The sequence below is a fragment of the Marinomonas sp. IMCC 4694 genome (assembly GCF_008122525.1).
Lineage (GTDB): Bacteria > Pseudomonadota > Gammaproteobacteria > Pseudomonadales > Marinomonadaceae > Marinomonas.
On the sequence record NZ_VSRV01000001.1, the window covers coordinates 451,051 to 476,977 of the forward strand.

Below are 25,927 nucleotides of genomic sequence, written 5' to 3' on the forward strand. Positions count from 1 at the left end.
GCCATAACGCATCACAAAACTAAAAAGCCTCTACTTTTTTTACTAAAGTAGAGGCTTTTTAGTGTGGCGCAGTCAGTGTTTATTGTGCCACGGTGAGCGCTTATTGAGGGATTAAGTACGCTTTTAAAAAGGTATCAAAATCCACATCATCGGTCGCTTCGATGGCTTCTTGATCCTGCAAAGAACGCTCGGCTTTGTCCATAAATTCTTGGGTTAACGCTGCAGGCAGTGGGCAGTTCATCCACATGGTTTGTTGCTCTTTTGACAAGGCCAACATGGCATTGTGGTAGCCATTTTGTGCTTGGCTTCGGGCTAACAGCTTAGCCGATGGCAGTTTAGCCTCGTCGGCTAACTTTTCTTTTTGCGCTTCTACTGCGTCTCGGTAAGCCAAGTTGCCCGTGGATGAAGATAAAAACTCAGCCACAACCGCTAGGTCTTGAAGCATACTGTCTGCTTTGCTTCGAAGCTGAACCGGGCCTTGACCAAAGTCAAAGTCCATATCCAAATCACGCCCATGAGAGGCGATTTCCTGCTGCATTTTGCGTAAACGAGTGCATTCGTCCATGCCCAGTGGTTCGTCTCCGCGCAGCATGCAATACACCAAAAATACATCGATAAAATACAGCGTCGACGACGTCATGCCGATAGAGGATTCTGGGTCGATGTCCATAATGCGCACTTCAATGTATTCGACACCGCGGGCATGCAAAGCGGCGCTTGGGTGTTCGCCTGGTTGCGTCACGCGCTTAGGTCGAATGTCGCTGTAATATTCGTTTTCAATTTGCAATACATTGCTGTTCAGCTGGCGGTATTGGCCATCGACTTTGACGCCGATGTCTTGGTAGCGCGGGTAAGGCGTTTGAAGCGCTCTTTTTACCGTACTGATGTAGGTTTCCACTTCGTTGTAACACACGTACAAGTCCGCTTGCGCTTTGTTTTGATACCCCAAATCACTCATGCGCAATGAGGTGGCTTTAGGACCAAACCATGTTTTTTCTTTAAAAACGTCTAAGCTGTCTGGTTTTGCCGGCAAAAAACTTTCGTCAATAGCAGGGGAAGCACCAAATAACAACGACAGCATCCAAGAGCTGCGGCGGAAGTTACGAATCAAGGCAAAATAACTGTCAGATTGAAAGGTTTGCTTTTCGGCACGTGATAAGCCGTTTTTGCCCTTATAGCCTTCTAAAAACGACCAAAAATCCGCATCAAAGGAAAAGTTATAGTGCATGCCAGCGATGCACTGCATGATGCGACCATAGCGATTAGATAAACCCTCGCGGTAAACGCGCTTCAATTTCCCTGTGTTTGATTCCCCAAAGTAGGCAATCGGTACATCGTCGTTACTTTCTAAATAGCACGGCATACTGGCAGGCCATAAGCATTCATCGATTTTGAACAGCTCGTGATTGACCAAATTATGAATGTCGTCAAGTTCCTTGATCACGCCCTCTACACTGGGGTGAACCTGCGTAATAAACTCCATCAACGACTCAGAATAGTCGGTAGTGATCGAGCTGTGCGTTAGTGCTGAGCCCAATGTTTTAGGATGAGGCTGATGAGAAATACGACCGTTTTTCCGATCGACTCGAAGGGCTTCTCGCTCAACACCACGATGGAACGTTAACGCGTTAGTGGTCGCGGCTTGTTGGCAATGGGTCGCCAGAGCTTGCAGGGCATCGGATAAGGTGGTCAAGAAGTCTTCCTTCTATTAGGTACAGCCAAGTTACGTTAGGCCAATTGAAAGTGGATACATTGAAATTTGCGGGAATTGTACTCGCCCAACCTTAACAACGGCAAGCAAGAGTGACTTTGTTCACAAAATATGCGAACTTGTAAGTCGGCGGTATCGCCGACTTACAACCGATAGCGACTTACAACAGACACCCAGAAAACAAATTACAAACGCATCTCGATGCCGGCATCGGTCATACGCTGTTTTGCTTGAGCAATGCTGTATTCGCCAAAATGAAAAATACTGGCCGCCAGTACCGCATCGGCTTTGCCTTCAATCACCCCATCCACAAGATGATCAAGATTCCCCACACCGCCAGAAGCGATAACAGGAACATGTACGGCTTCACTAATCGCACGCGTTACGCCCAAATCGAAACCGTTTTTCGTGCCGTCACGGTCCATACTGGTGAGCAAAATCTCGCCCGCACCGTACTCGACCATTTTTTTCGCCCATTCAACCGCATCCAGTCCGGTTGGCTTGCGTCCACCATGGGTGAAGATTTCCCATTTATCAACTTCGCCTTCGGCGCTGACTTTTTTCGCATCGATGGCGACAACGATGCATTGCGAGCCAAAACGCTGAGCCGCTTCGCGGACAAACTCAGGGTTAAATACCGCCGCGGTATTAATGCCTACTTTATCGGCCCCGGCGTTCAGCATGCGACGGATGTCTTCACAGGTCCGAATGCCGCCACCAACGGTTAAAGGAATAAACACCTGGCTGGCAATCGCTTCGACCATGTGAACCGTCGTTTCACGGTTATCAGAGCTGGCGGTGATGTCCAAAAAAGTGATTTCATCCGCGCCTTGTTCGTCGTAGCGTTTTGCCACTTCCACCGGGTCGCCTGCATCGCGAATGTCTAAAAACTGCACGCCCTTGACGACTCGGCCATTGTCCACATCAAGGCAAGGAATAATACGTTTTGCTAAGCCCATAATATGGCTCCTAATCTCAGAAAGAGTTGCTTAACTGGCGGTTATGGCTTGCCATCCCAGTGAAGGAAATTTTTATACAATTGCAGGCCGTCTTTGTGGCTTTTCTCTGGGTGAAATTGCACCGCAAACACATTGTTTCGTGCCAGCGCCACACAAAATTCCAAACCATAATCACAAGTACCAGCGACTTCGCTTTTGTTTTCCGGCACCACATAAAAGCTGTGCACAAAATAAAACCGTGCGTTGTCTGGAATGTTTTTCCATAAAGGGTGCTTGATCGTGTGTTTCACCTGATTCCAGCCCATGTGTGGCACTTTGAGTTTGCTGCCGTCGTGGTCTGTGTGTTTTTCGCCGAAGAACAAGGCGTTACCTGCGAAGTGGTTTAAACACTCGACGCCGCCGTTTTCTTCGCTGTGTGACATCAAGGATTGAATGCCCACACAAATCGCCAGAAACGGCTTTTCTTTCATGGCTTTTTGGATGCTGGGCACCAAGCCGGTACTGTGCATTTCACCGATGCAATCCCGAATGGCGCCCACACCAGGCAACAAAACACGGTCGGCCGCATCAATCACCGCAGGGTCACTGGTGACAATGACCGTGGTGTGTTCATCGGCAACGTGCTCTAGCGCCTTGGCGACCGAGTGCAAGTTCCCCATGCCATAGTCGATTACGGCAACCGTAGAGTGCTTAACATCACGCTTTGAGAGGTCTGTCATAATCCGAAAATCCTACAAACTGCCCTTGGTGGACGGCATTTGACCCGCCATACGCTCATCCATTTCCAACGCCATACGCAAGGCGCGACCGAAAGCTTTAAAAATCGTTTCGGCTTGGTGGTGCGTGTTTTTGCCGCGCAAATTATCTAGGTGCAAGGTGACTTTTGCGTGATTGATAAAGCCGTGGAAAAACTCAGAAAATAAATCCACATCAAAACCACCGACTGAACCGCGGGTAAACGGCACGTGCATTTGCAAACCAGGACGACCAGAAAAATCGATCACCACACGAGACAAGGCTTCGTCTAGCGGCACATAGGCATGGCCGTAACGTTTGATGCCTTTTTTGTCGCCAACGGCCACATCAAACGCTTGACCAAGGGTAATGCCTAAATCTTCCACCGTGTGATGGGCGTCAATATGAAGGTCGCCCACCGCGTGAATGTCCATGTCAATTAAGCCATGACGAGACACTTGCTCGAGCATGTGATCAAGAAAAGGCACGCCTGTGACGCAGTTGAATTTACCGGTACCGTCTAAGTTAATCGACACCTTAATCTGAGTTTCAAGCGTGTTGCGCTCGACACTGGCAATGCGATCGGACATTGATTGGATTCTCCACAGTGAGTGAGGCGATCATTTCGCCACGTTTTAAACATAAGTGACGCATTATAGAACGAGGGCCCATTTGCTTCTACGCTTTGGTTGAGTGTTTTTGATGCGTTCTCACTATCTGGGCGATGTTTTGCATCGATCAAGACTCGTTGCGAATGCTATGATACGCCGATCAACCGTTTTCAAGGAGTGTGTCATGGTTTGGTTAAAACGCTTAGTATTGTTAATTGCAGGGTTATTCGCCTTGGTGGCCATGTTGTTGGCGTATGTCATGGTGTTTGTGAACCCCAATGATTTCAAAGACGAGCTGAAAAACCTCGCCGCGGACAAGGCCAATGTGACCTTGCGATTAGATGGCGACATTCGTTGGTCTTTCTACCCTTGGTTGGGGTTAGAGCTTGAAAACATCGGTGTGGCCTTGGGTTCAGATACCGAGATTGTGCAATTTGATCGTGCTGAATTTGGCTTAGCCCTCTTGCCTTTATTGGAGCGGAAAATTCAGGTCGACAAGGTGAACCTCGTTAATTTACAAGCGAACCTAAGAAAAGACGCACAAGGTCGGGGGAATTGGCAAATGACCGCGCCCTCGGCTCAAGCCCTTGCAAGTCAAACCAGTGCAAGTCAAACCAGTGCAAGTCAAACCAGCACGGCCGCGCAACCTAATCCCGTCGGCGCTTCTGCCCCGGCATCCGATAACACAGAACAAGCGGCGTTCGTCCTGCCTGACCTTCAGCTAGACGCGCTCACCATTGAAAATGCTCAGGTGCGATATCGAGACGAACAAACCAACCAGCAAATCAACGCTACGTTAAACGTAATATTAAGCGATGTGCGATGGGACAAAGCGTGGCCTATGGTCATGGACATCGCGGTAACACAAAGTGATTTGCAGGGAGGTTCGGCCTTAACTGCAAACGCACAGTTAAAAGCCAATCTCACGGTTTTTCCGACGCGTGAAGCCTTATCTTTGGATTCCCTCGTACTCACCACAGACCTTGCGGGCGACGCGTTGCCGACGGGCCCGGTGCAAGCCAAGCTCAGTGCCATTCGTCTGGACATGGATGTACCGCAGGAAAATGTATTGATCGACGGGCTGGCGCTCAGTGTGTTGGGCATCAATATCGATGCTGAAATACAGGCGTATCAAGTGCTGAGTGATCCACAATTTTCGGCGGTCTTGTCGGTCGGTGAATTTAACCCAAGGACGTTGCTCACTCAGCTCAAGATCCCATTACCCGACATGGCAGACAAAACGGCGCTCACCAAGGCGCGGGCCAACATCACCTTAGAGGGTAACCTGACTACTCTCACGGCTCAGCCGATTTCGATCGCCTTTGACGACACTAAGATAGAAGCCAATGCGGTAGTTGAATTATCGCCATTACGCTGGGACGTCACCTTGGCGGGCAATCGTTTGGACGTCGATCGTTATTTGCCTATTCCGGTGGAACCCCACTCAGAGACAATAGCTGATAATGCGGCTGATAATGCCACTGATAGCACAGGAGCACGCCCCGTCATTCAATCGGCTACCCCGTCATCCCCTACGTCCGCTGTCAAGTTTGCCTCAACGGACGCAAAAGCCCCAACGGCAGACACCGCTTCAACGGATCTTATCCCGGTTGAATTGATTCGCCGTTTAAACGGCCATGTAAGCGTGGTGTTCAACAATCTTACGGTGAAAAAAATCAACATCGATACAATCGCATTAGAGTCCACCCAAGCCAACGGTTTGGTAACGGTGTCGCCATTGCATGCGAGCTTGTATGAAGGCACGGTTACGTCAAAAGCGCGTTTAAATGTGCGCGGTAATACGCCTGAATTGGCGCTATCACCGTCCATTAATAACGTGCAGATTCAGCCCTTGCTGGTTGATTTTATGGACATGGATAACATCGCCGGCGCGACCTTTTTAAACGGTGATCTAAGCGCCAGAGGCAACCGTATCGATACCCTGATGTCGTCGTTGCAAGGAGATCTATTAATTGAAATTAAAAACGGGGCGTTGGTTGGCACCAACCTAACCAAAACCGTATGCGAAGGCATAGCAGCGATTCGTAAAGACAGCCTTAATGAAGGGCAATTTGGCCCCGATACGCCCTTTGAAACCATGCGTTTTCCGGCTCGCATTGTCGATGGGACAATCTCAACACCGGGTCTGAACATCAGCTCGGCGGGCATTCAGGTGACTGGTGATGGCGTTGTGTCTTTGCCAAACTCTTCGCTGAATTACCAAGCGAATGTCGCCCTTGCTGGCAGTCAGCTAGACAACGCTTGCCGCGTAAACGAAACCTTAACGAAGCTGGCTTTTCCTATCGTCTGTAAAGGCCAGTTCAGTGATGACCCGGCAGGCTTGTGTCGTCCCGATTTAAAAGGCTTTGGTACATTGTTTGCGAATCTTGCCAAGCAAGAATTAGCCCTCAAACTGGAAGCAGAAAAAGCGCGCCTGAAAGAAAAAGAAGCCGAGATAAAAGCGCGTTTAAAAGAAAAAGAAGCGGCGCTAAAGGCTGAGTTAGAAGAGAGAAAGCACACTGAGAAAGCCCGATTAGAAGCGAAAATTGCCGCGGAGAAAATTCGACTGCAGGCCGAATTTGACGCAAAACGCAAAGCGGAAGAAGAGCGTCTAAAAGACAAGCTCAAAGAGAAGCTGAAAAGCTTGTTTTAATCCCAGTGTTTAAAATAGCTAAGGTAAAGACGAGGCAAACATGACACCAGTTGATAATTTTGCGCCCCGTGTATTGGCGTGGTTTGACGAACACGGGCGTAAAAATTTACCGTGGCAGGCAAACAAGACACCTTATCGTGTATGGATCTCAGAAATCATGCTGCAGCAAACGCAGGTGACGACGGTGATCCCTTTTTACCATAAATTCATGGCGTCGTTCCCCACGGTGGAAGCCTTAGCCGCCGCAGAGCAAGATGAGGTATTGGCCCATTGGAGCGGTTTGGGCTATTACGCGCGCGCGCGTAATCTCCACAAAGCGGCCAAAATGCTGGTGGACGGATTCGACAGCGAATTTCCACAAACGGTAGAAGGCGTCTGTGAATTACCGGGCATCGGGCGTTCAACGGCCGCCGCGATCTTGTCCATTTCTCGTGGCGTACAAGCGGCTATTTTAGACGGCAATGTCAAGCGTGTCGTGGCGCGGTTTCATGCGGTGCCGACCTGGCCGGGGGAGAAAAAAACAGAAAACGCCCTGTGGGATTTGGTTGATCATTATATGCCGAGCGAACGCTGTGGCGAGTACACGCAAGCCATGATGGATTTGGGCGCGACTTTGTGTACCCGTTCTAAACCGCAGTGCTTGTTATGCCCTTTGCAAACCGATTGCCAGGCCCGTTTAACGCAAGACCCGACGCAGTTCCCCGTTCGAAAACCCAAAAAAGCCCCTAAGCCTGTAAAAAGCCTACAACTTTTGGTATTAATGAATGCTCAAGGGCAGTGTTTATTAGAAAAGCGCCCGCAAACGGGGATTTGGGGCGGACTGTGGAGTTTGCCAGAATTGGCCAGCGACGAGCCCCTTGTGTTGCACATTGAGCAGCGTTTTGCGACTCAAGTGACCGCTGTCACACCCTTGTCATCGTTTCGTCATACCTTTAGTCATTATCATTTGGATATAGCGCCAAGCCGATTGCACATCGCAGATACCCATCTGGTATTAGAAAGTGATAAATATCAATGGTTTGATCCGCAAGACGCGCTGGCGCAAGGCTTGCCTGCTCCAGTCAGGACGATTGTAACGCTCGCTATCCTCTAAAGTGACAGTGATCCAATGCATACCAATGCATAGAATTCGATGAGAGAGCATCATGTCAGAGCCATTAATCCCCAGTTATGGGCAACGTCTATGGGACGTTTTTGTGTCTTTTTTACTGTTAGGTTTCACCAGTTTTGGCGGGCCAGCAGCACACCTCGGCTACTTTAATCAAACGTTTATACAACGAAAGAAATGGGCCACAGAAGCCCAATACGCCCAGTGGATGGCGCTGAGCCAAGTGGTGCCGGGTCCAGGTTCAAGTCAAGTGGGCTTTGCGTTGGGCTACCATCGTGCCGGTTGGCTGGGTGCGTGGGCGGCATTTGTTGGCTTCACGCTGCCGTCTTTTGTGTTGATGGTGTTATTAGCACAGTTCAGCGATGACTGGCAAGATACGGCGTGGTTTAACGGCGTGATTCACGGGTTAAAACTGTTGGCCGTGGTGGTGGTGGCCGATGCCTGCGTGAGTATGTGGCGATCTTTCTGCAAAACGTACACGTTAGCCGGCGTCGCGTTAGCCAGTGCGGTGGGTCTTATTCTTGCTCCGGTTTTGTTCCCTTTTATTAGCGTACCAAGCCTGTGGGTTTTGCTGTTGGTTGGTTTGGTCAGTGCAATGTTTCTGCCGGTCGATGCTATGGCGACGAGTGAGGCTTTGCCACCGGTGCGTTTCGCCCGTTGGCTGCCTGTGCTTGTGGTGGGGCTGTTTGCAAGCGGCTTTGTTTTTCAGGGGGGATTGGGTCAGTTATTTGCGGAATTTTATCAAGCGGGTGTCTTGGTGTTTGGCGGCGGGCATGTGGTATTGCCAATGTTGTCGGCCTTTGTGAGCGATAGGGTCGCCAGTGATCAGCTATTGGTGGGTTACGCGGCCGCTCAGGCGGTACCTGGTCCTATGTTTACCATGGCGAGCTTTTTGGGGGCATCCTCGACATCAGAGGGCGCTCATCCTTGGTTGTGGGCCGGTGTCGCCACGCTAGCGGTGTTCTTATCTGGTCTGTTGCTGATGTTAAGCATGCAAAACGTATGGCAACAATGGTCTCATTATCGTCGATTTCGTGCTGCGGTCAGGGGTATAAACGCGGCTGTGGTAGGGGTTTTGCTGGCGGCTTTGTATCATCCGATAGGCACTTCTAGTCTTCTTAGTGGCTGGGATATTGCGATTGTTGCGGGTGGGTTTGTGTGGTTGAACCGCAAGCGACCGTCTATTTTCAGTCTCATTTTTGTGTTTGTTGCGTTGCAACTCGCGCTGATTGGTTTGGCTTATTGATCGCTGACCTTGATTTTTTCATTGTAAACGCTATTAATTAGGCTACTTTGGGATCAAACCGTGAAGGCGGTCCAACTTTTTGATTTGATAATGGCGAGTGAACCTTATGGCGAATACCGTGTTTTGTAAGAAGTTTCAAAAAGAAATGGACGGCCTAGACCGTGCACCATTGCCCGGTGCAAAAGGCCAGGAGATTTTGCAAACCGTGTCTAAGCAAGCGTGGCAAGAATGGCAGTTGTTGCAAACCATGATGATCAATGAAAAACAGCTGAATCTTATGCAGCCGGATTCACGCAAATACGTGATGGAGCAGATGGAAAAGTTTTTTAAAAACGAAGCCACCGATAAGCTAGCAGGTTACGTTAGCCCCGATGACATCAAAGAGCTTTAATTAAAGATCTCTGGTTAAAAGCCGCCAGTCACAGTGCTGGAAACACCCAGAGCCGCGCGATCTGATTACCCCCTAAAAAAGCCCTTTTGCCGTGATGTTGTGCGCAAAGGGGCTTTTTTGTGACGAGTGTTTATTGCGTCACAAAACTGGCAAATAAGATGTCTTTTACTGGCGTCTGGCGAGTTTCTTCCAACATAGCGTTGTTTACCGCAAGGGCGGCGTCTGCTCGAGTTTGTTCTCGTGCGATCGTGCCCGTTACTTGTTTCGCCGTACGGGAGCTGAGGAACATCACTAAGGCATCTCTTACAAGAGGCATATTGGCTTCAATCAGGTCTTTTTGAACGACATCAGTGCGGATGCTGATGCTGGTTTTGATGTACCTGAGGCGGTTGTCTTTAGTTTGGTAATTCACGACGAAGCTGGGTTTTAATTCGACATACGCAGTCGGCACGGGGGCTTCTTCGCCTTCGTCTTCAGCATGACTGACAATGCTGATCACGCTGCACAGTAAAAGTAACGTAAAGAGGCGTAATTTATGGGATAGGTGCGTCATCAGGAGCATGTTAGGTTCTCGTATTCATTGCAATAGACAGTATACTAACTGGCACGAAAGCCCTCTGTCAGTAGTATTTTTGCATTTGCTTGATTGCGCGCTGATGGTATTTGTTGTTTATTTTCTTTTTAATTTTAGTTTTGGTGTAAGGAAACTGGTACATGTTCACACTGTTGTCTGCTCGTCGTTTTCATGGTTTGGTTGCTTTAGTGGCGTTCGCCTTGTTAGCGGTCGCTTTTTATATGGAATATCAAATGGCGCTGGAGCCTTGCCCTTTGTGCATGCTGCAGCGCATTGTGTTTTTCTGCGTAGGCGTGGTGTCGCTTGTGTCCTTTTTGTTATCCAGCGAGCGACTTCGACGTTGGTGTGCGTGGAAAGTGGTCGTCTTGTCTTTAATGGGCGCTGCGTTAGCGATTCGGCATTTGTATTTACAGCATTTACCCGAAGAAGAGTTACCCGCGTGTCTACCAGGTTTGAGCTACATGTTTGATGTTTTTCCCTGGCAAGAAATTATGCAAGCAATGATCATGGGAACCGGAGAGTGCGGCGACGTCGTGTGGACTTTGTTTGGCATTAGCATTCCCGGTTGGACCTTGATTGCCTTTGTCAGCATGGCGATAGTGAATGGTGCCATTGCTGTGCGTGGCGGCAAAAAAGCACACTAGCCACAAGTGTGTGGTGACCCTAAACAAAACCCCCTTGAGATAGTCTTGCAGGGGGTGACGTATCGGAATATGCTTGAATCATTCATAAAACGTCCGATGGAGTCTGCGTATGTTAGAAGGTTGTAAAACAGCCCAAGAGCGATGGGGCGGCGTTCACGTTATTATCGACCGCTGGTTAGAACAGCGTCGGCAATGGGTGGAAACCTGTGTGTATTTGCGTGAACGTGGCGAGTTCACTCCGACGGACACGGTTAAAATCCAATTTCTGTGTGAAATGCTGGTGGATTACGTGTCTGCAGGCCACTTTACGGTTTATGAACAGCTGGCATTAGAAGCCAAGGAATTCAAAGATGATAGTGCGGCCGTACTATTGAGTGAGTTATTGCCTTTAATCGACAGTTCGACGCAAATTGCCATTGAATTTAACGATAAATACGATACCAAAGAGCATTGTAACGCCCAACTTGAAGCGTTACCTTTTGCCCTACAAGCCTTATCGTTGGTGATGATGGAGCGATTCCAATTTGAGGATCAGCTTATTAAAGAATTGCATGAAGCGCACAGTGAAAAAAACGCTTAAATTTTTGTCTACCGCGTGTTGTGCGGCGGCCTTGCTGTCATGCTCTGCCGATGCGCCTGTGCGCTCAGCACAATACGCAACACAAGGGCTTTTTTCGGCGGTGTTGAGCGACGACGGCGCGACGTCCTTGGTCGGATCCATTCAGCATGGCGGCAGCTACTGGATCAATTCTGTTAATGATCGCCGCTACAATTGGAATCATGCCCAAGGTGAGTATTCGCCGCTTACGGCGGTAGATATTGACCCGAGTGGTCAATATGCCGTTACCGGAAGCGAAAGAACGTTAGTACTGTGGAACACGGTAACGGGTAAATCTGATGGCTTTTGGACCACACCGGGCGATATTCAAACGATAAAATTGACCCAAAACGGCGACTCAGCTTTGATCGGATTAAACGATCAAACAGCCCGCTTTTTTAACAGCAAGCAAGGCGGTATAAAACAAACACTTCGCACTGGTGCTACTGTGCGAGCGGTCGACGTGACCCCCGATGGCGCAGTGGGTATAACCGGCGATGACCTTTCAAACGTGATTCTGTGGGACTTACAAACGGGCGACAAAAAATACACCTGGCCATTAAGCAACCGCATAGCCAGCGTTGCCCTCTCGGCAGACGGTAAGTATGCTTTTGGTGCCGCCCAATTAGGCGATGCCAAAATTTGGTCTACCAGCACAGGCAGAGAACTCACCGTCATCGATACAGGCGCATTAAAATACCGAAAAGCGACCATTAGCCAAGCGGTTTTTTCCAAAGACAATCGGTCTCTATTGATCGGTGAAGTGAACAGCCGCGTTTCGTTAGTGCAAGTAAGCACAGGAGCAGTGCAAAAAGAATGGGATATATACACCACTAAAACCCGGCCCAGTGGTGCCAGCGTGCTTGCTTTAGCTTTTGGTTCAGGCCTGCGTTATTATGCGATTGGCAGTAACGGCTACTTGAGCGTGTTGCAATAAATGCCTTAATTTCATTCATACGAGCTCGACATGCCTCATCGTAAAATCACATCCAATGCTCATTATAACGCCAACCAATGGGCCGCCAGTTTTGCTGTTCAGGCCATGTTGTCTGTGGCCGCGGGGGCGTTTGGTGCCCATGCACTGACGGGTCTAGTGGATACCAAAGCGCTTGGCTGGTGGAGTACAGCAAGCCAGTATCTTATGTACCATGCGTTAGCGGGATTAATGGTGGTGGCGCTTGCTCAGTATGTGACTCCAATACGCTCTATTTTGTTGTATTTTTGTATGGGAAATGGTCTCTTTGCTGGTAGTCTTTACGTGATGGCGTTGACCGGATATTCCTTTCTAGGGGCTATTACGCCGTTAGGCGGCTTGTGTTATCTGGTCGGCTGGTGTCTTTTTGCTTTCCGGCTCTGGTCGACAAGACAGGACAGGATTTGATTTTTCAGTTAACATATCCCTCCAAATTTATACTGAGTGATTTTGGCGAGTCACCCTCCGCTTTTATAGCCGTGTTTTCTCGCCAATGTTGCTTGATTGAAACAGAACAAACAGACGCGATACGGAACCATGCCAGAGCAAAATATAGACATCCAAGATTCAGATAATCAAGATTTAGACACTCAAACTTCAGGCATTCAAGAAACGAAAAAACGCACCATACGCAGCTTTGTTGTACGCGGTGGCCGCATGACAGAAGGCCAACAAAAAAACTACGACGCCAATTGGGCTGTTTATGGCTTAAACCTCGAACAAGGCCGAATTGATTATTCCGTTGTCTTTGGGCGCGAGGCAGACGTGGTATTGGAAGTCGGCTTTGGTATGGGCGCCTCCTTAGTGGAAATGGCAAAAAATGCCCCAGAAAAAGATTTCATCGGTATCGAAGTGCACCCGCCTGGCGTTGCCAAACTGATGATGCTGGCAAAAGAACAAGACGTGACGAATTTACGTGTCTACTGCGACGATGCTATCGAAGTCATGGCGCAATGTTTACCACCCAAAACCGCCAGCGCGTTTCAATTGTTTTTCCCAGATCCTTGGCATAAGAAAAAGCACAATAAACGCCGTATTGTACAAGCTCTATTTGCTCAGCAAGTCGCCAACGTGTTAAAAGACGGAGGGCATTTTCACATGGCAACTGACTGGCAGCCCTATGCTGAATACATGATGGAAGTAATGGAAGAACAAACCAACTACCAAAACGCCGCAGGCAAAGGGGAATACCACCCACGCCCTGAATGGCGACCACTGACGAAATTTGAACAACGTGGCGAGCGATTAGGCCACGGAGTGTGGGACTTGATTTATTCAGTTAAATCGTTGTCTTTGTAAGGCTCAGAATCAATCAAAAAACTCAAACGTGTTAAACGTTTTTAAAATCTAAATAATGTATCTCATGATAGAGAGGACAACGTGACAAAATCGCCATTACCGCAAGATCAAACGGGGCAAATTTCTTCATTAGGCCAGCACCAGTTTACTCATAACGACGACGAAATTGATTTAAAAGAGCTCATCGTTGCTCTATGGAAAGGCAAACTCACTATTATTGCAGCGACTGTGGTTTGCGCTGTTATTGCTGTTGTTTATGCCTTAAAGACCGAGGAAGTATGGACCGCTGAAGCTAAAATCGCTGAACCACAAGTAAGTGATTTCTCTGGTTATCAAAAAATGGTGAGTAATTACAGTCCGATATTTAATGGAGAACGTTTTCTTCTCCCGGAAACGATATTTGAAATTTTCACGCAACAATTTGAAGTCAGATCAAATAAAAAAGAGTATTTCCAATCTTCTGCTGAATTTCAAGCCGAATTAAGCCTATTGCGATCAGAAGCAGAAAAAGACGCCTTAGATGATGCCGAAGCTAGACTGTATGATGAATGGTCCAAAAAGCTAACACTAAGTGTGGACAAGGCTTCTGATGATGTTACGTTGCAGGGAATACAAAATAATGCTGTGAAAAGTCTGACTTTTCTGGAAAATTACGTTGAATACATAGAAGAAAAAAGTAGAAAAATAGCAATTGATAATTTAGTGACGGTAGTAGAGGGTAAGCGCAGCGAGTTGGAGCAGCAGAAGTCGCTGATCATAGAGCAAGCGTCTAATAAGCTACAAAGTGAATTGCAACTATCGAAATACGCGTTACAAATTGCGAAAGCCGCTGGCGTTACGCAACCTCAGCAGAATCTAGGTGATCAAGAGATATTTATGATTAATATTGGTTCTAATGCGCTTGAAGCCAAGGTAAAAGTGCTTGATAACCTCACTGTGAAACAGCTCAATATTATTGACCCAAGATTACAACAAACCGAATCCCTACTAAATTTAATAAATAAGCTCAGTGTGTATGAGTCTGTGACTTTTCAAATGTTTCGTTACATTGAGTCACCAGAAAAACCGCTCAACCGTACCGCACCTAAGCGTTCTTTAATCGCGGTATTAGGTGTGCTGTTAGGTGGAATGCTAGGGTGTTTTATCGTATTGGTCAGATTTGCATTCAGAGAAAAAGAAACGGTTTAATAGCGTTTACAATATGAGTTCACTCGATTTCTGAGTGAACGATTAAGCTTATAGCGACTACAAGCTATTACAGGCAATAAAAAAGCGACTCATTTGAATGAGTCGCTTTTTTATTGGGTATTCAGTAAGTCGCTCACTGAAAGGTCAATATCAAAGGTTTATTTGATTTCGACGCTGTCGCGGCTGTTGCCCGCATCAAAGTATTGCTGAAAGACTTTAGGGGTACGGCCACGGCCAGTCCACTCGTAAGTTTCGCCTTCTATCGTAAGGCGGTATTTAGGCTCAACGGTTTTACCTTTGGTGGCGCCGGCTTTAGGGGCAATGGAGAGCGCTATTTCTTCCATGGTTAGGCCACTTTCTGCTATCAGATTAGCAATTTCTTCGGCGCGAGCCGATTTAAACGCTTGCTGCGCATCACGTGCTTCTTCTTCTTCTTTAACTTTCACAAGGGCATTACTGAACCCAGCAATAAGGTTTTCTAGCTGTGCGACCGTCAATTCTTTTGCGGCTGCGCGGGCTTTTGCTTTGTTGCCAGCTAATTCTAGTAATAAACTCATTTGTATGTCCTGCCTGTTGATTGAAATGTTTAATAGGTAACAAACGTAAAGGCGATCCATTCTTTGCGCTTGGCGAAGGGTATAAAAATAGGTTGTTTGCGAATACATCGCTTTTTTGTGCGTCATTTTGATACCTGAAGTAACCACAATATCATTTTAATGCGCATAAAGTATTATAATGCGACGTCGAACAACGTTTTATTTATAATCGGATTCTAATTTAAAATCGGATAAGATGCTAATAAAATAGACAACCACAATCGCCATAAAAGTGTAAAAATAGGGCAATAAATGAATTCGACATCATCGATCTTAACTCAAGAGTTTTCTATATCACAAAAAATCACTCAAAATATAATTCAACTCTTTGATGAAGGTGCGACGATTCCATTCATCGCGCGCTACAGAAAAGAAAATACCGGTGGTATGAGTGATATGATTTTGCGGTCATTTTATGATAGGTGGCAATATTTAACCGAACTCGAAAAACGCAGAAACAGTATTCTATTACTCTTGGAAAATGAGCCAAACGTTTCCAGCGCAATAATACAGAAAATACGCCATGCCAGTGCTAAAACTGAGTTGGAAGATTTGTACGCCCCTTTTAAAAAAGTGCGAAAAACGAAAGCCGATGAAGCAAGAGAGCAAGGCCTACAGCCCTTGGCGGCATTGATATGGTCTGGTCAGCGTTCCGACAGCTTGTCGGCGATTCAGGCCTGGTGCAAGCAGCATACACCAGCCGTCTCCGCAGAAAGTGCGTTAGAAGGCGTGGCGGAGATACTCTACGATACGATCGCAAGTGACAGCGAAGTCCTTAAAAAAGGCCGCAGTGAATTACTAAAAGACGGTATTTTAACCAGTCGAGTATTGCGTGGAAAAAAAGAGCAAGGTGAGAAGTTCAGAGATTACTTTGATTATCATGAACGAGTAAATAAAGTCCCAGCGCATCGTTTACTTGCCCTGTTTCGTGGCAAAAAAGAGTCTATTTTAAAACTCAATATTTCATTGAGCGGCGAGTCTGTTTTTCCTAATGCATTGCTGTTTCCACATTTTAATCAATGGCTGGATATTAACGCGGCTCCATCACAACGAATAACCCCAGTGCAGCGTCGATATTTAGACTTAGCGTGGGAGAATAAACTGTTACCGAAACTCGAAACCGATGTTCTTGCGCAACTTAAAGACAGAGCAGAAGAGGGTGCGATTCAAGTATTTGCAGATAACCTGCAAGACTTATTAATGGCGGCACCCGCGGGTGCTCACAGAGTATTAGGCGTGGATCCTGGTTTTCGTAACGGTGTTAAATTAGCCGTGATAGATGAGCAGGGTAATGTATTAGATTACGGTGTTATTTACCCCCATGGCCCTCAAAACCGTGTTAAAGAGGCTCAAGATAAACTACTGGCCTTGATTCGTCAGCACTCTATTCATTGGGTGGCCATTGGTAATGGCACCGCGTCACGAGAAACAGAAAGCCTGGTTAATGCGTTGATCAAAGATGAGAATCTAACGTGTCGATCGGCTGTGGTCAGCGAAGCGGGCGCATCAGTGTATTCGGCGTCGCCCATTGCGATTAACGAATTTCCAGATTTAGATGTGACCATTCGAGGTGCCGTGTCTATTGCCCGTCGTTTTCAAGATCCCTTGGCCGAATTGGTCAAAATTGACCCGCAAGCGATAGGCGTGGGGCAATATCAGCATGATGTTAAAGCCTCGCAGTTATCGAAAAGCCTGACCAATGTGGTGGAGGATTGTGTGAACCGCGTTGGCGTCGACATCAACCTCGCATCGGTGCCTTTGTTGTCTTATGTCTCTGGATTAACCCAGCGCCTGGCGCAAAGTATTGTGGAGTATCGACAGCAAAAAGGCCGCATTGAATCGCGCGCCGAACTGCTGAAAATAAAAGGCATTGGCGATAAGTGCTTTGAGCAATGTGCCGGCTTTTTGAGAATCCGCGATGGCAAAGAAGCGCTGGATCAATCAGGTGTTCACCCTGAGTCTTACCTCTTAGTCCGGCAGATGGCCGCTCAATTATCGTTAACAGTGAACCAATTGGTAGGGAATGCGGCTGCGCTGCAAACACTATCGCAACCGGGGCAACAAAACGATTTCACCTACGCGGATATTTTAGTCGAATTGGCGAAGCCTGGCCGCGACCCACGACCAGAATTTCGCTACGCGACTTTTGATCAACACGTGCAAACACTAGAAGACGTACACGAAGGCATGAACCTAGAAGGCGTGGTGACCAATGTGGCGGCGTTTGGCGCTTTTGTCGACCTAGGCGTGCATCAAGATGGTTTGATCCATATCTCGCAACTGGCAAATCGATTTGTCAAAGACCCAAGAGAATTAGTCCGAGTGGGGCAAGTCGTCACCGTCACCGTATTGGAAGTCGATGTGCAGCGCAAACGCATCGCACTAAAAGCCAACGGCTTGTAGATCGCGCACTGACGTCGACAAAAGGTCTCGTGGGTCGTGCATTTATGCCGACAAAGGCAGTTTATGTCGACAAAGGCAGTTTATGCCGACAAAGGCAGTTTTTGGCTACACGGATTCCGCGTCGGGCTAAAGCCGCGACCTACCGGGCGTTGGGTTTGTATCGGGCTTGTGGGTCGTGCATTTATGCCGACAAAAGGTTTTTTGTTACACGGATTCCGCGTCGGGCTAAAGCCGCGACTTACCGGGCGTTGGGTTTGCATCGGGCTTGTGGGTCGTGCATGTATGTTGACGAGGCTTTTGCCTCGTCAAATAGGGCTTTTATTTATTACCCTACAATGGTGTCTGAAATTTTTGCTTTGGCTTGTTCAAATGATGCTGCACCGGGTTCGCCCATTGCCTGACCACCGGCAATAAAGGTGTCTTTCACGGTAATGCCGACAAAGCCTAGGAAAGTGTTTAGGTAAGGTACTTGGTGATCCATAGGGGTTTCGGCTAGGAAACTACCACTGGCAATAAACAAATACGCGTCTTTGTTTAGTAAACCGACAGGGCCTGTTTCAGTGTATTTGAACGTACGTCCAGCGCGGGCAATGTAATCAAAGTAAGACTTCAAAGTAGAAGGAATACCAAAGTTATACATAGGGGCTGACACGGCGATCACGTCGGCCGCTTCGATTTCGTCAATCAATTCATCGCCGATCGCTACGATGGCTTTTTGTGCGTCGGTACGATTTTCTTCTGGTGTAAACAAAGCCCCCAACGTTTCGCTGGTAAAATGCGGCAATGGATGGGCGTCTACATCACGCACAACCACGTTTCCTTCTGGGTTGTTCGCTAGCCATTTTGCAACAAATTCGTTTGCTAACTGGCGAGATTTTGACTGTTCGCCAGAGGCACTAGAATCGATACGCAGTAAAGTCGTCATAATTATGTTCTCCGAAATAAGATAGTAAGAGCGTTTAGGCTCTGTTTATGTGTTGATAGAATGATAATATAACCAATATATTCGATAAAAAAGTGACATTTTCTGAAGATATATATCGAAAAATACGATAAATTATTCAAATCATTTTAATAAAAGAGAGAGTTATTGTGAAAGCCCCAAGAGTAACGTTAGAGCAATGGCGTGTATTGCAAGCTGTTGTGGATAAAGGTGGCTTTGCCCAAGCGGCTGAGGCCCTTCATAAAAGTCAGTCGTCGGTGAGTTATACTGTAGCGAAACTGCAAGAGCAGCTAGGGTATCCATTGTTAGTCATCGAAGGGCGAAAAGCCAAGTTAACTGAACGGGGCGAGGTGTTGCTGCGTCGCTCTCGTCATCTCATCAAAGAAGCTGTAGACCTCGAAGAGCTAGCACACACACTAGGGCAAGGCTGGGAGCCGGAGCTGGAGTTAGTGGTGGATCAAGCGTTTCCAACACCCGCTTTATTAAGAGCATTACAGGCCTTTGAGCCGCAGAGTCAAGGCACGCAAGTGCAATTGAAAGAGGCGGTGTTGAGCGGTGGGGAAGAAGCTTTACGAAAGGGCAGCCCAGATTTGGTGCTCAGCGCCATGGTGCCAAAAGGGTATCTTGCCGACCCCATTGTGGAAGTGGAAATGATCGCCGTAGCGGCAACGCGCCATGTATTGCATAAAGAGATTGAGCCGATTAATAACGAACGCTTGAGTCGTGAGTTGCAAATTGTGATACGAGATTCTGCTTCTGAAACGTCTGTCGACTCAGGTTGGCTGGGCACGGATCGCCGTTGGACTGTGTCTAGCGTGCAGTCTGCGTTGGAAATCGTCACCAGCGGCATTGGTTTTGCTTGGCTGCCAAAGGCTGACTTGTCGTATGCACTGCAAAGCGGGCAATTGAAAAAACTCAAACTTATTTCAGGCAGTGAGCGCAATTTTCATATGTATGCGATTTTTGGCAAAGGCGAGCGAACCGGACCGGCGACACGATTACTGGTGGAATTACTGCAAGCCGAATGCAACCGTTGCCCAGAGCACGCCAGCCTTTTGAAATAACGGATTTTCTAAAAGATACGTTTTGTCATTTTTTTTGTGACAATTTGGGTTGTGACGATTTCCACAAGAGAGTCTAATACCTGTCACTTAAAATAATCCATTCTGTCAACACGTCACACAAGGACGCTTCATGACTCAGGACATCGTAATTCTCGCGGCCGGCAAAGGCAGCCGAATGAAATCGGCCTTTTCTAAGGTGCTTCACAAAATAGGCGGCATCCCTATGGTTAGGCGCGTACTCACTACCGCCAGCGCGCTATCCGATTCCAAATTGCACCTTATCGTCGGGCATCAGGGCGAACAGGTCGAGACCAGTTGTCAGGACTTTTCGGCCAATATCGTTTGGCAGAACGATCCGCAAGGCACGGGCGATGCTCTAAAACGCGTGGCCCCTTTTCTGCAAACCGACGGCGCAACACTGACGCTGTATGGCGATGTACCGCTGATTCGTGCCAGCACCTTAGAAAAAATGACAGCCTTATCAACGCCAAACACGCTGGTATTACTGACGATTCGTTTAACCAACCCCACTGGTTATGGGCGCATAGTGCGCAACGAGCAAGGCAAGGTTATGGCGATTGTCGAACAAAAAGACGCGACCGACCGCCAGCTTGCCATCAATGAAGTCAACACAGGTATTTTGTTGGCGCCAAACTCGCATTTGCAAACTTGGCTCGCGGCACTCACCAACAACAATGCGCAAGGTGAATATTACCTGACCGACGTAATTGCTATGGCAGCCCAAGCAGGGGTAGACATAGTAACAGTGAACCCTGAAAACGAAGCCGAAGTAGCAGGCGTAAACGACCGAGTACAACTGGCGGCATTAGAGCGTGAACTTCAGCATCAGCAAGCCATTGCGCTGATGCAAAACGGCGCGACTTTATTAGACCCCGCGCGCATTGATGTGCGCGGCACGCTGACCACCGGCAACGACGTTATTATCGATGTGAACTGTGTGTTCGAAGGCAACGTGGTGCTGGGTTCTGGCGTCGAAATAGGCCCCAATTGCTTTTTGAAAAATTGCGTCATTGGTGACAACACGGTGATCAAAAGCAACAGCATGATCGACGACAGTCAAGTGGCAGAAGCCTGTGACATCGGTCCTTTTGCGCGCCTGCGTCCTGGTACACAACTGGCGAATAAAGCGAAAATCGGCAATTTTGTGGAAACCAAAAAAGCCCTCATTGGCGAAGGCAGCAAGGTCAACCATTTAAGCTACATTGGCGACACCGAAATGGGCGCAAATGTGAACGTCGGCGCCGGCACCATTACCTGCAACTACGATGGTGTGAATAAATTTAAAACACAGATTGGTGATAATGTCTTTGTCGGCTCAAACACCTCGTTAGTGGCTCCGGTGCAGGTAGCAGAAGGGGCGACCATCGCCGCGGGTTCGACCATCACCAAATCGGTGAGCGAAAACCAGCTGGCCTTTGCCAGAGCGCGTCAAACCAACAAAGACAATTGGCCACGGCCGAGTAAAAAATAACGTAATAATCCGTTTAATCACTTATTAGGAAGGGATCTGGCCCCTTTCGCAGACATTAAAAAAGGACTCTCTCATGTGCGGAATCGTTGGCGCCATTGCACGCCGTAATGTATCAAAAATTTTATTAGAAGGACTAAGCCGCCTTGAATACCGCGGTTATGACTCTTCCGGCGTAGCTATTAACAACGAAGACGGTGTGTCGAGTCATCGTGCGGTTGGCAAGGTGCAAGCCTTGCGCGACAAATTCGACCTTCAGCCGTTAGACGGCAAAATCGGCATCGCGCACACTCGCTGGGCGACCCACGGCAAGCCGACCGAAGCGAATGCTCACCCTCACTTTTCCGGTGATGATTTGGCCCTGGTACACAATGGCATCATTGAAAACCACGAACCATTACGCCAAGAACTTAAAGCCAAAGGCTATGAATTCAAATCCGAAACGGACACCGAGGTGATTGTTCACCTGATCCATGACGCGCTCAAAACCCAGCCGGATTTGCTCAAAGCCGTGCAAATGACCCTTCCAAAACTGCATGGCGCCTTTGCCATCGGCGTGGTCAAAAATGACGATAACGAGCGCTTCATCGCCGCCCGTAAAGGCAGCCCACTCGTGGTTGGTGTGGGTATCGAAGAAAACTTTGTCGCATCGGATCAGCTTGCTTTGTTGCACGTTACCGACCAGTTCATCTTCCTAGAAGAAGGCGACGTAGTCGAATTGTCTCGTGATGAAGTGATTATTTATGACGAAAAAGGCGACGTTCAAGAGCGCCCGATTAGCGTGTTTAACCACAATATAGACGCCACAGACAAAGGTGAATTTCGTCATTACATGATGAAAGAAATCTACGAACAACCTAAAGTCATCAGCGCCTGCTTAGAAGGCCGTATCAGCGAAAACAAAGTACTAACCAGCTGCTTTGGTGCGGATTCTGGCTTTCTAAAAGACGTTGAAAACGTCCACATCGTTGCCTGTGGCACCAGCTACCACGCCGGTATGGTGGCAAAATATTGGATCGAAGACCTTGCAGGCCTTCCTTGCAGCGTCGAAGTGGCCAGCGAATACCGCTATCGCAAAGTCGCCGTACCAAAGAACACCTTATTTTTGACCTTGTCACAATCGGGCGAAACGGCCGACACACTTGCCGCGTTAAGAATGGCAAAAGAGTTAGGGTATTTAACCACCTTGGCGATTTGTAACGTGCCTTCAAGCACTTTAGTGCGTGAATCTGCCCTGACGTTACTGACCAACGCCGGCCCAGAAATAGGCGTTGCCTCTACCAAAGCCTTTACCACGCAGCTGACCGCGCTCTTGATCACCAGCGTCGCCATTGCCGTGGAAAACGGCTTGTCAGCCGAAAGAGAAAAAGAGCTCGTACAAGCCTTGCGCTCTTTACCGGCGCACGTTCACGATGCATTACTGCAAGATGCGCACATCAAAAACGTCGCCGATCGTTTCGCCAACAAGCACAATGCCCTGTTTTTAGGTCGTGGCACCATGTACCCCATCGCCCTTGAAGGTTCATTGAAACTGAAAGAAATCTCCTACATTCATGCCGAAGCCTACCCAGCTGGCGAACTAAAACACGGGCCTCTAGCGCTTGTCGACGAAGACATGCCGATCATCGCCCTTGTGCCGCACAACGACATGCTGGACAAACTTAAATCGAACCTGCAAGAAGTCGCCGCCCGCGGAGGCGAGCTTTACGTCTTCGCCGACAAAGACACCGACCTGCATAACGAAGACAACATCACCTTCACCGAAGTGCCTAAAGTCGACAGCATACTCGAACCCATCGTCCACACCATCCCACTACAGCTACTGTCCTACCACGTCGCCGTCGTAAAAGGCACCGACGTAGACCAGCCGAGAAACCTCGCAAAAAGCGTCACGGTCGAATAAAGGCAAAAAAAAGCGCCTTTTTTAACAAAAGGCGCTTTTTTCACAACCATAGCCGATTGCAATACGCGAACTACAAAACCCTAACCAATCCGTGCAACCAAAAACTTTTTGTCAGCCATAATGCGCCACTGCATTAAATTAACTGTTCGCCATCATTATACAGTTTGATAATAAGCGTTAATGTAAGTGAGGCGGTAAGCCAGCAATTAATGTTCCTATAACCATCTAATTAGAATGTCACTGTTAAAAGGCTTATAGGTGTTAGGTGAGCAGGCGAGTGACGACATCAGGACCTAAAATAGAGGGGTATATTGTAAAGCCTAAATTCAGATAATAAGTGCGACACTGCAAATCAGGTGTAGAAGAAGCCAACTGCTGAAGTTGATACACTTCTTCTTACCACAGATAAAGCAGTACCAACATGAATTATCAGCAGTTGACCGAAGGCAAAAGATACCAGATTTCCGCTCTTTTAGGGCAAGAAATATCAGTGGCAAATATTGCGCTCACCCTGAATTGTCATAGAGCTACGATTTACCGTGAGTTAAAGCGGAATAAAAAAGTAACAGAATATTGCCCTGACAAAGCCCAAAGAGCTTGTTTGATAAGGCGGAAGACAGCGGCAAAATATCGCATATCATCAAAGACAATTGATTTTATTCGTATTTTAATTGAAATCGACTGGAGTCCTGAGCAAGTCTCTAACGTACTCAAAAACTGCGGTGTTCCCGTCAGTCATGAATGGATTTACCAATATATCCATGATGACAAAAGAAACAAAGGGACACTTTACCGCCATTTGAGGCAAGGAAGAAAACGCTACCGGAAAGGCCAGAGAACAAAAGCTGAAGTGATTAAGAATAAGGTATCCATTGATGATCGGCCTGTGATTGTTGATACCAAAAAGCGCTTTGGAGACTGGGAGATAGACACTGTTTTAGGTAAGCACGGCTCAGGCTCAATCGTCACCTTGCTAGAAAGAAAGACACGTTTTTACCTTATAAAGAAAGTGGATTCGAAATCAGCCAAAGATGTGACTCAAGCAACCATAGAGCTATTGTTGCCTTTTAAAGATCATGTTCACACGATCACAGCAGATAATGGTCGAGAGTTCGCGTATCACGCTGAGATAGCCGAAGCATTAGAAACGACAGTGTATTTTGCTCATCCATACAGTTCTTGGGAACGTGGAGCAAACGAAAATAGCAACGGACTCCTAAGGCAATATGTGCCCAAAGGTACTGATTTAAGGCGTGTTACAGAAGAGAGAATACACTTCGCAATGAGACGAATAAATAATCGTCCAAGGAAGTGTTTAGGGTTCAAGCAACCAGCCGTAGTGTTTAAAGAAATGTGCTTAGTTGCTTGAAGTGAAAAGTGTCGCACTTCGGGCTTGAATTCAGGGGTCGCTTTGATGGCAAAGGTACAGGGGAAAACGAACCTGTCACTTCTTGTGCCTGTGTGGTGTTTTAAACTGGCGGGTAAACTGTTTAAAAAAGACGCTGTGGTCGATCGTTTGGTTGGGTCTTTGCAACTTGATATTGAGCACACTAAGAAAACGTTAGATTGGACTCCGCCTTATTCGGTAGAGCATGGTTTTAAGTTGGCCGCAAAGAAAAGCGACCCAAGTAAATAAATTAGGTTAAGTAAATGATTCGGTTATTGGATTTTATATTTTCGTTTTTAGGGTTAGTCTGCGGTTCGCCTGTTTTATTGGTTATTTATCTAATAGGCCTTTCTGACACTGGTTCGCCTATTTTTCGTCAAGAACGAGTTGGCCGCAACAAAAAGCCTTTTGTGTTGGTGAAATTCCGCACCATGTCGGTAAATACTGCTTCCGTTGCAAGTCATTTGGCTTCCACGTCTTCTATTACTAAATTAGGTGGCTTTTTGCGTCGTACTAAGCTGGATGAATTGCCGCAACTGTGGAATGTGTTGAAAGGCGAAATGAGCTTAGTTGGCCCACGTCCTGGGTTGTTTAATCAGCAAGAGCTTACCCAAGCCCGAGAGGCGAAAGGTGTATATGCGGTTCGACCTGGTATCACCGGTTTAGCGCAAATATCGGATATAGATATGTCGACGCCTGAGCTGTTGGCGGAGACGGACGCGAAGATGATTGATAGTTTGTCTTTGACGTTGTATTTTTCCTATATCATTAAAACCGTCACTGGCAGCGGATCAGGTGATCGAGTTGGTTGAGTCATTTGTTGCAGATTGGCGATGTGATTTTTAGGTCGTGCATTTATGCCGACAAAAGGTTCTGGTTGCACAGATTCCGTGTCGCGCTAAAGCTGTGTCCTACTGACCATTTGGTTTGGTGATATGGCTAAACACCGGATAGGCATGAATGTATTGGATGTTTAAATGAGTAAAAAAATGGACTGTATTTGGTCTTTGCCGCGGTTTTATAAGCGCGTGATCAGTTTGGTGATAGATGCCTTGTTCGTCTGCTTGGCATTTGTGTTTGCTTATTGGGCAAGGCTCGGTGAGTTTAGTAATGTGATGAACGGGCCTATTCTGTCAACATTGGCCGGTGCTGTTATAGTGACCTTGCTAGCGAATACGCGGCTGGGCTTGTACCGTGCGGTGTTGCGTTACCTCACTTTTCATGCTTTTACGGCGATCTTGCTCGGTGGAGTCGTATCTGCGATAAGCATTACATCGTTTGCGTACTTTTTCAACTCGGCCATTCCCCGTACGGTTCCGATTATTTATTTTCCATTTTTTATTATATTGAGACCTTTGCATGAGCAGTCGATCTAGCCATATTGCTTGCCAATGGTCTTTTATAAAAAATTCAATCAACGCCTTTATAAAAAACGGTCAACATCGTTAAAAA

The 25,927-nt window shown here is 47.5% G+C and carries 25 protein-coding genes; 18 read left to right on the forward strand and 7 right to left on the reverse strand.

All coding sequences use genetic code 11. The features are described 5' to 3' along the window. Positions 1–100: 100 nt before the first annotated feature. From gshA to hisB, 4 genes are all read right to left on the reverse strand, one after another. On the reverse strand, positions 101–1,693 hold the full coding sequence (gene gshA, locus FXV75_RS02100) for a glutamate--cysteine ligase (protein ID WP_148830964.1): 1,593 nt from the start codon (positions 1,691–1,693) through the stop codon (positions 101–103). Positions 1,694–1,896: 203 nt separating this feature from the next. Then, positions 1,897–2,670, reverse strand: coding sequence for an imidazole glycerol phosphate synthase subunit HisF (gene hisF / locus FXV75_RS02105; RefSeq protein WP_148830965.1), 774 nt, complete (start codon positions 2,668–2,670; stop codon positions 1,897–1,899). A gap of 41 nt (positions 2,671–2,711) precedes the next feature. Beyond that, a complete protein-coding gene (gene hisH, locus FXV75_RS02110; protein WP_148830966.1) occupies positions 2,712–3,389 on the reverse strand; it encodes an imidazole glycerol phosphate synthase subunit HisH in 678 nt (225 codons plus the stop codon). A gap of 12 nt (positions 3,390–3,401) precedes the next feature. Next, complete coding sequence (gene hisB, locus FXV75_RS02115; RefSeq protein WP_148830967.1) at positions 3,402–3,995, reverse strand: imidazoleglycerol-phosphate dehydratase HisB; 594 nt, start codon at positions 3,993–3,995, stop codon at positions 3,402–3,404. 205 nt (positions 3,996–4,200) lie between these two features. Here hisB and FXV75_RS02120 point away from each other — a divergent pair, with 205 nt between their 5' ends. From FXV75_RS02120 to FXV75_RS02135, 4 genes are all read left to right on the forward strand, one after another. Beyond that, a complete protein-coding gene (locus FXV75_RS02120; RefSeq protein ID WP_148830968.1) occupies positions 4,201–6,669 on the forward strand; it encodes an AsmA family protein in 2,469 nt (822 codons plus the stop codon). A 40-nt stretch (positions 6,670–6,709) separates the two neighbouring features. Then, positions 6,710–7,762: an A/G-specific adenine glycosylase gene (mutY, locus tag FXV75_RS02125; protein WP_148830969.1), complete on the forward strand. Its 1,053-nt coding sequence runs from the start codon at positions 6,710–6,712 to the stop codon at positions 7,760–7,762. Between the two features lie 52 nt (positions 7,763–7,814). Continuing rightward, positions 7,815–9,023: a chromate efflux transporter gene (gene chrA / locus FXV75_RS02130; protein WP_148830970.1), complete on the forward strand. Its 1,209-nt coding sequence runs from the start codon at positions 7,815–7,817 to the stop codon at positions 9,021–9,023. A gap of 106 nt (positions 9,024–9,129) precedes the next feature. Continuing rightward, positions 9,130–9,414 (forward strand): oxidative damage protection protein, encoded by a 285-nt coding sequence (locus FXV75_RS02135; protein WP_148830971.1) that lies wholly within the window; start codon positions 9,130–9,132, stop codon positions 9,412–9,414. A gap of 130 nt (positions 9,415–9,544) precedes the next feature. Here the strand turns inward: FXV75_RS02135 and FXV75_RS02140 are convergent, their stop codons facing one another. Continuing rightward, positions 9,545–9,976, reverse strand: a complete 432-nt coding sequence (locus FXV75_RS02140) for a flagellar basal body-associated FliL family protein (protein WP_148830972.1) — start codon at positions 9,974–9,976, stop codon at positions 9,545–9,547. A gap of 152 nt (positions 9,977–10,128) precedes the next feature. Between FXV75_RS02140 and FXV75_RS02145 the strand changes: the two genes are divergently transcribed. The 6 genes from FXV75_RS02145 to FXV75_RS02170 all read left to right on the forward strand — a co-directional run bounded on the left by FXV75_RS02145 (position 10,129) and on the right by FXV75_RS02170 (position 14,690). Then, positions 10,129–10,632 carry a disulfide bond formation protein B gene (locus tag FXV75_RS02145; RefSeq protein ID WP_148830973.1) on the forward strand — a complete coding sequence of 168 codons (504 nt, stop codon included), beginning with the start codon at positions 10,129–10,131 and terminating at the stop codon, positions 10,630–10,632. A 109-nt stretch (positions 10,633–10,741) separates the two neighbouring features. Continuing rightward, positions 10,742–11,212: a sigma D regulator gene (gene rsd, locus FXV75_RS02150; protein ID WP_148830974.1), complete on the forward strand. Its 471-nt coding sequence runs from the start codon at positions 10,742–10,744 to the stop codon at positions 11,210–11,212. Continuing rightward, positions 11,184–12,167 (forward strand): WD40 repeat domain-containing protein, encoded by a 984-nt coding sequence (locus FXV75_RS02155; protein ID WP_148830975.1) that lies wholly within the window; start codon positions 11,184–11,186, stop codon positions 12,165–12,167. Before rsd ends, FXV75_RS02155 begins: the two co-directional genes overlap by 29 nt. A gap of 30 nt (positions 12,168–12,197) precedes the next feature. Beyond that, positions 12,198–12,611 (forward strand): DUF423 domain-containing protein, encoded by a 414-nt coding sequence (locus FXV75_RS02160; protein WP_148830976.1) that lies wholly within the window; start codon positions 12,198–12,200, stop codon positions 12,609–12,611. 129 nt (positions 12,612–12,740) lie between these two features. Further along, positions 12,741–13,502, forward strand: coding sequence for a tRNA (guanosine(46)-N7)-methyltransferase TrmB (gene trmB / locus FXV75_RS02165; protein WP_262368437.1), 762 nt, complete (start codon positions 12,741–12,743; stop codon positions 13,500–13,502). An 81-nt stretch (positions 13,503–13,583) separates the two neighbouring features. After that, complete coding sequence (locus FXV75_RS02170) at positions 13,584–14,690, forward strand: LPS O-antigen chain length determinant protein WzzB (RefSeq protein WP_148830977.1); 1,107 nt, start codon at positions 13,584–13,586, stop codon at positions 14,688–14,690. Between the two features lie 158 nt (positions 14,691–14,848). Here FXV75_RS02170 and FXV75_RS02175 read toward each other — a convergent pair whose 3' ends face one another. Continuing rightward, positions 14,849–15,247: an H-NS family nucleoid-associated regulatory protein gene (locus FXV75_RS02175; protein WP_148830978.1), complete on the reverse strand. Its 399-nt coding sequence runs from the start codon at positions 15,245–15,247 to the stop codon at positions 14,849–14,851. A 291-nt stretch (positions 15,248–15,538) separates the two neighbouring features. Between FXV75_RS02175 and FXV75_RS02180 the strand changes: the two genes are divergently transcribed. Next, the gene (locus FXV75_RS02180; protein WP_148830979.1) at positions 15,539–17,689 is read left to right on the forward strand and encodes a Tex family protein; all 2,151 of its coding nucleotides are present in this window, start codon (positions 15,539–15,541) and stop codon (positions 17,687–17,689) included. Between the two features lie 325 nt (positions 17,690–18,014). Here the strand turns inward: FXV75_RS02180 and FXV75_RS02185 are convergent, their stop codons facing one another. Continuing rightward, positions 18,015–18,614, reverse strand: a complete 600-nt coding sequence (locus FXV75_RS02185) for an FMN-dependent NADH-azoreductase (protein WP_148830980.1) — start codon at positions 18,612–18,614, stop codon at positions 18,015–18,017. Between the two features lie 167 nt (positions 18,615–18,781). Between FXV75_RS02185 and FXV75_RS02190 the strand changes: the two genes are divergently transcribed. The 7 genes from FXV75_RS02190 (at position 18,782) to FXV75_RS02220 (ending at position 25,851) form a co-directional block, all read left to right on the forward strand. Then, complete coding sequence (locus tag FXV75_RS02190; RefSeq protein ID WP_148830981.1) at positions 18,782–19,696, forward strand: LysR family transcriptional regulator; 915 nt, start codon at positions 18,782–18,784, stop codon at positions 19,694–19,696. A gap of 130 nt (positions 19,697–19,826) precedes the next feature. Further along, positions 19,827–21,188, forward strand: a complete 1,362-nt coding sequence (gene glmU / locus FXV75_RS02195; RefSeq protein WP_148830982.1) for a bifunctional UDP-N-acetylglucosamine diphosphorylase/glucosamine-1-phosphate N-acetyltransferase GlmU — start codon at positions 19,827–19,829, stop codon at positions 21,186–21,188. Positions 21,189–21,261: 73 nt separating this feature from the next. Continuing rightward, positions 21,262–23,088 carry a glutamine--fructose-6-phosphate transaminase (isomerizing) gene (gene glmS, locus FXV75_RS02200; RefSeq protein ID WP_148830983.1) on the forward strand — a complete coding sequence of 609 codons (1,827 nt, stop codon included), beginning with the start codon at positions 21,262–21,264 and terminating at the stop codon, positions 23,086–23,088. Positions 23,089–23,509: 421 nt separating this feature from the next. Next, positions 23,510–24,457, forward strand: a complete 948-nt coding sequence (locus tag FXV75_RS02205) for an IS30 family transposase (protein WP_148830984.1) — start codon at positions 23,510–23,512, stop codon at positions 24,455–24,457. Positions 24,458–24,502: 45 nt separating this feature from the next. Beyond that, positions 24,503–24,724, forward strand: a complete 222-nt coding sequence (locus FXV75_RS02210; RefSeq protein WP_222863079.1) for a hypothetical protein — start codon at positions 24,503–24,505, stop codon at positions 24,722–24,724. 14 nt (positions 24,725–24,738) lie between these two features. Next, positions 24,739–25,287, forward strand: coding sequence for a sugar transferase (locus FXV75_RS02215; RefSeq protein ID WP_148830985.1), 549 nt, complete (start codon positions 24,739–24,741; stop codon positions 25,285–25,287). Positions 25,288–25,452: 165 nt separating this feature from the next. After that, complete coding sequence (locus tag FXV75_RS02220) at positions 25,453–25,851, forward strand: hypothetical protein (RefSeq protein ID WP_148830986.1); 399 nt, start codon at positions 25,453–25,455, stop codon at positions 25,849–25,851. The last annotated feature ends 76 nt before the right edge of the window (positions 25,852–25,927 follow it).

What these genes read in the sequence shown, in the direction of transcription:
- hisB (WP_148830967.1), bottom strand. Translation starts at nt 3,995, where the DNA reads ATGTCCGATCGCATTGCCAGTGTCGAGCGCAACACGCTTGAAACTCAG.
- FXV75_RS02135 (WP_148830971.1), top strand. Translation starts at nt 9,130, where the DNA reads ATGGCGAATACCGTGTTTTGTAAGAAGTTTCAAAAAGAAATGGACGGC.
- FXV75_RS02205 (WP_148830984.1), top strand. Translation starts at nt 23,510, where the DNA reads ATGAATTATCAGCAGTTGACCGAAGGCAAAAGATACCAGATTTCCGCT.
- FXV75_RS02145 (WP_148830973.1), top strand. Translation starts at nt 10,129, where the DNA reads ATGTTCACACTGTTGTCTGCTCGTCGTTTTCATGGTTTGGTTGCTTTA.
- FXV75_RS02160 (WP_148830976.1), top strand. Translation starts at nt 12,198, where the DNA reads ATGCCTCATCGTAAAATCACATCCAATGCTCATTATAACGCCAACCAA.
- glmU (WP_148830982.1), top strand. Translation starts at nt 19,827, where the DNA reads ATGACTCAGGACATCGTAATTCTCGCGGCCGGCAAAGGCAGCCGAATG.
- chrA (WP_148830970.1), top strand. Translation starts at nt 7,815, where the DNA reads ATGTCAGAGCCATTAATCCCCAGTTATGGGCAACGTCTATGGGACGTT.
- glmS (WP_148830983.1), top strand. Translation starts at nt 21,262, where the DNA reads ATGTGCGGAATCGTTGGCGCCATTGCACGCCGTAATGTATCAAAAATT.
- FXV75_RS02185 (WP_148830980.1), bottom strand. Translation starts at nt 18,614, where the DNA reads ATGACGACTTTACTGCGTATCGATTCTAGTGCCTCTGGCGAACAGTCA.
- FXV75_RS02210 (WP_222863079.1), top strand. Translation starts at nt 24,503, where the DNA reads ATGGCAAAGGTACAGGGGAAAACGAACCTGTCACTTCTTGTGCCTGTG.
- FXV75_RS02120 (WP_148830968.1), top strand. Translation starts at nt 4,201, where the DNA reads ATGGTTTGGTTAAAACGCTTAGTATTGTTAATTGCAGGGTTATTCGCC.
- FXV75_RS02175 (WP_148830978.1), bottom strand. Translation starts at nt 15,247, where the DNA reads ATGAGTTTATTACTAGAATTAGCTGGCAACAAAGCAAAAGCCCGCGCA.
- FXV75_RS02140 (WP_148830972.1), bottom strand. Translation starts at nt 9,976, where the DNA reads ATGCTCCTGATGACGCACCTATCCCATAAATTACGCCTCTTTACGTTA.
- FXV75_RS02215 (WP_148830985.1), top strand. Translation starts at nt 24,739, where the DNA reads ATGATTCGGTTATTGGATTTTATATTTTCGTTTTTAGGGTTAGTCTGC.
- FXV75_RS02220 (WP_148830986.1), top strand. Translation starts at nt 25,453, where the DNA reads ATGAGTAAAAAAATGGACTGTATTTGGTCTTTGCCGCGGTTTTATAAG.
- FXV75_RS02180 (WP_148830979.1), top strand. Translation starts at nt 15,539, where the DNA reads ATGAATTCGACATCATCGATCTTAACTCAAGAGTTTTCTATATCACAA.
- hisF (WP_148830965.1), bottom strand. Translation starts at nt 2,670, where the DNA reads ATGGGCTTAGCAAAACGTATTATTCCTTGCCTTGATGTGGACAATGGC.
- rsd (WP_148830974.1), top strand. Translation starts at nt 10,742, where the DNA reads ATGTTAGAAGGTTGTAAAACAGCCCAAGAGCGATGGGGCGGCGTTCAC.
- FXV75_RS02155 (WP_148830975.1), top strand. Translation starts at nt 11,184, where the DNA reads ATGAAGCGCACAGTGAAAAAAACGCTTAAATTTTTGTCTACCGCGTGT.
- mutY (WP_148830969.1), top strand. Translation starts at nt 6,710, where the DNA reads ATGACACCAGTTGATAATTTTGCGCCCCGTGTATTGGCGTGGTTTGAC.
- trmB (WP_262368437.1), top strand. Translation starts at nt 12,741, where the DNA reads ATGCCAGAGCAAAATATAGACATCCAAGATTCAGATAATCAAGATTTA.
- hisH (WP_148830966.1), bottom strand. Translation starts at nt 3,389, where the DNA reads ATGACAGACCTCTCAAAGCGTGATGTTAAGCACTCTACGGTTGCCGTA.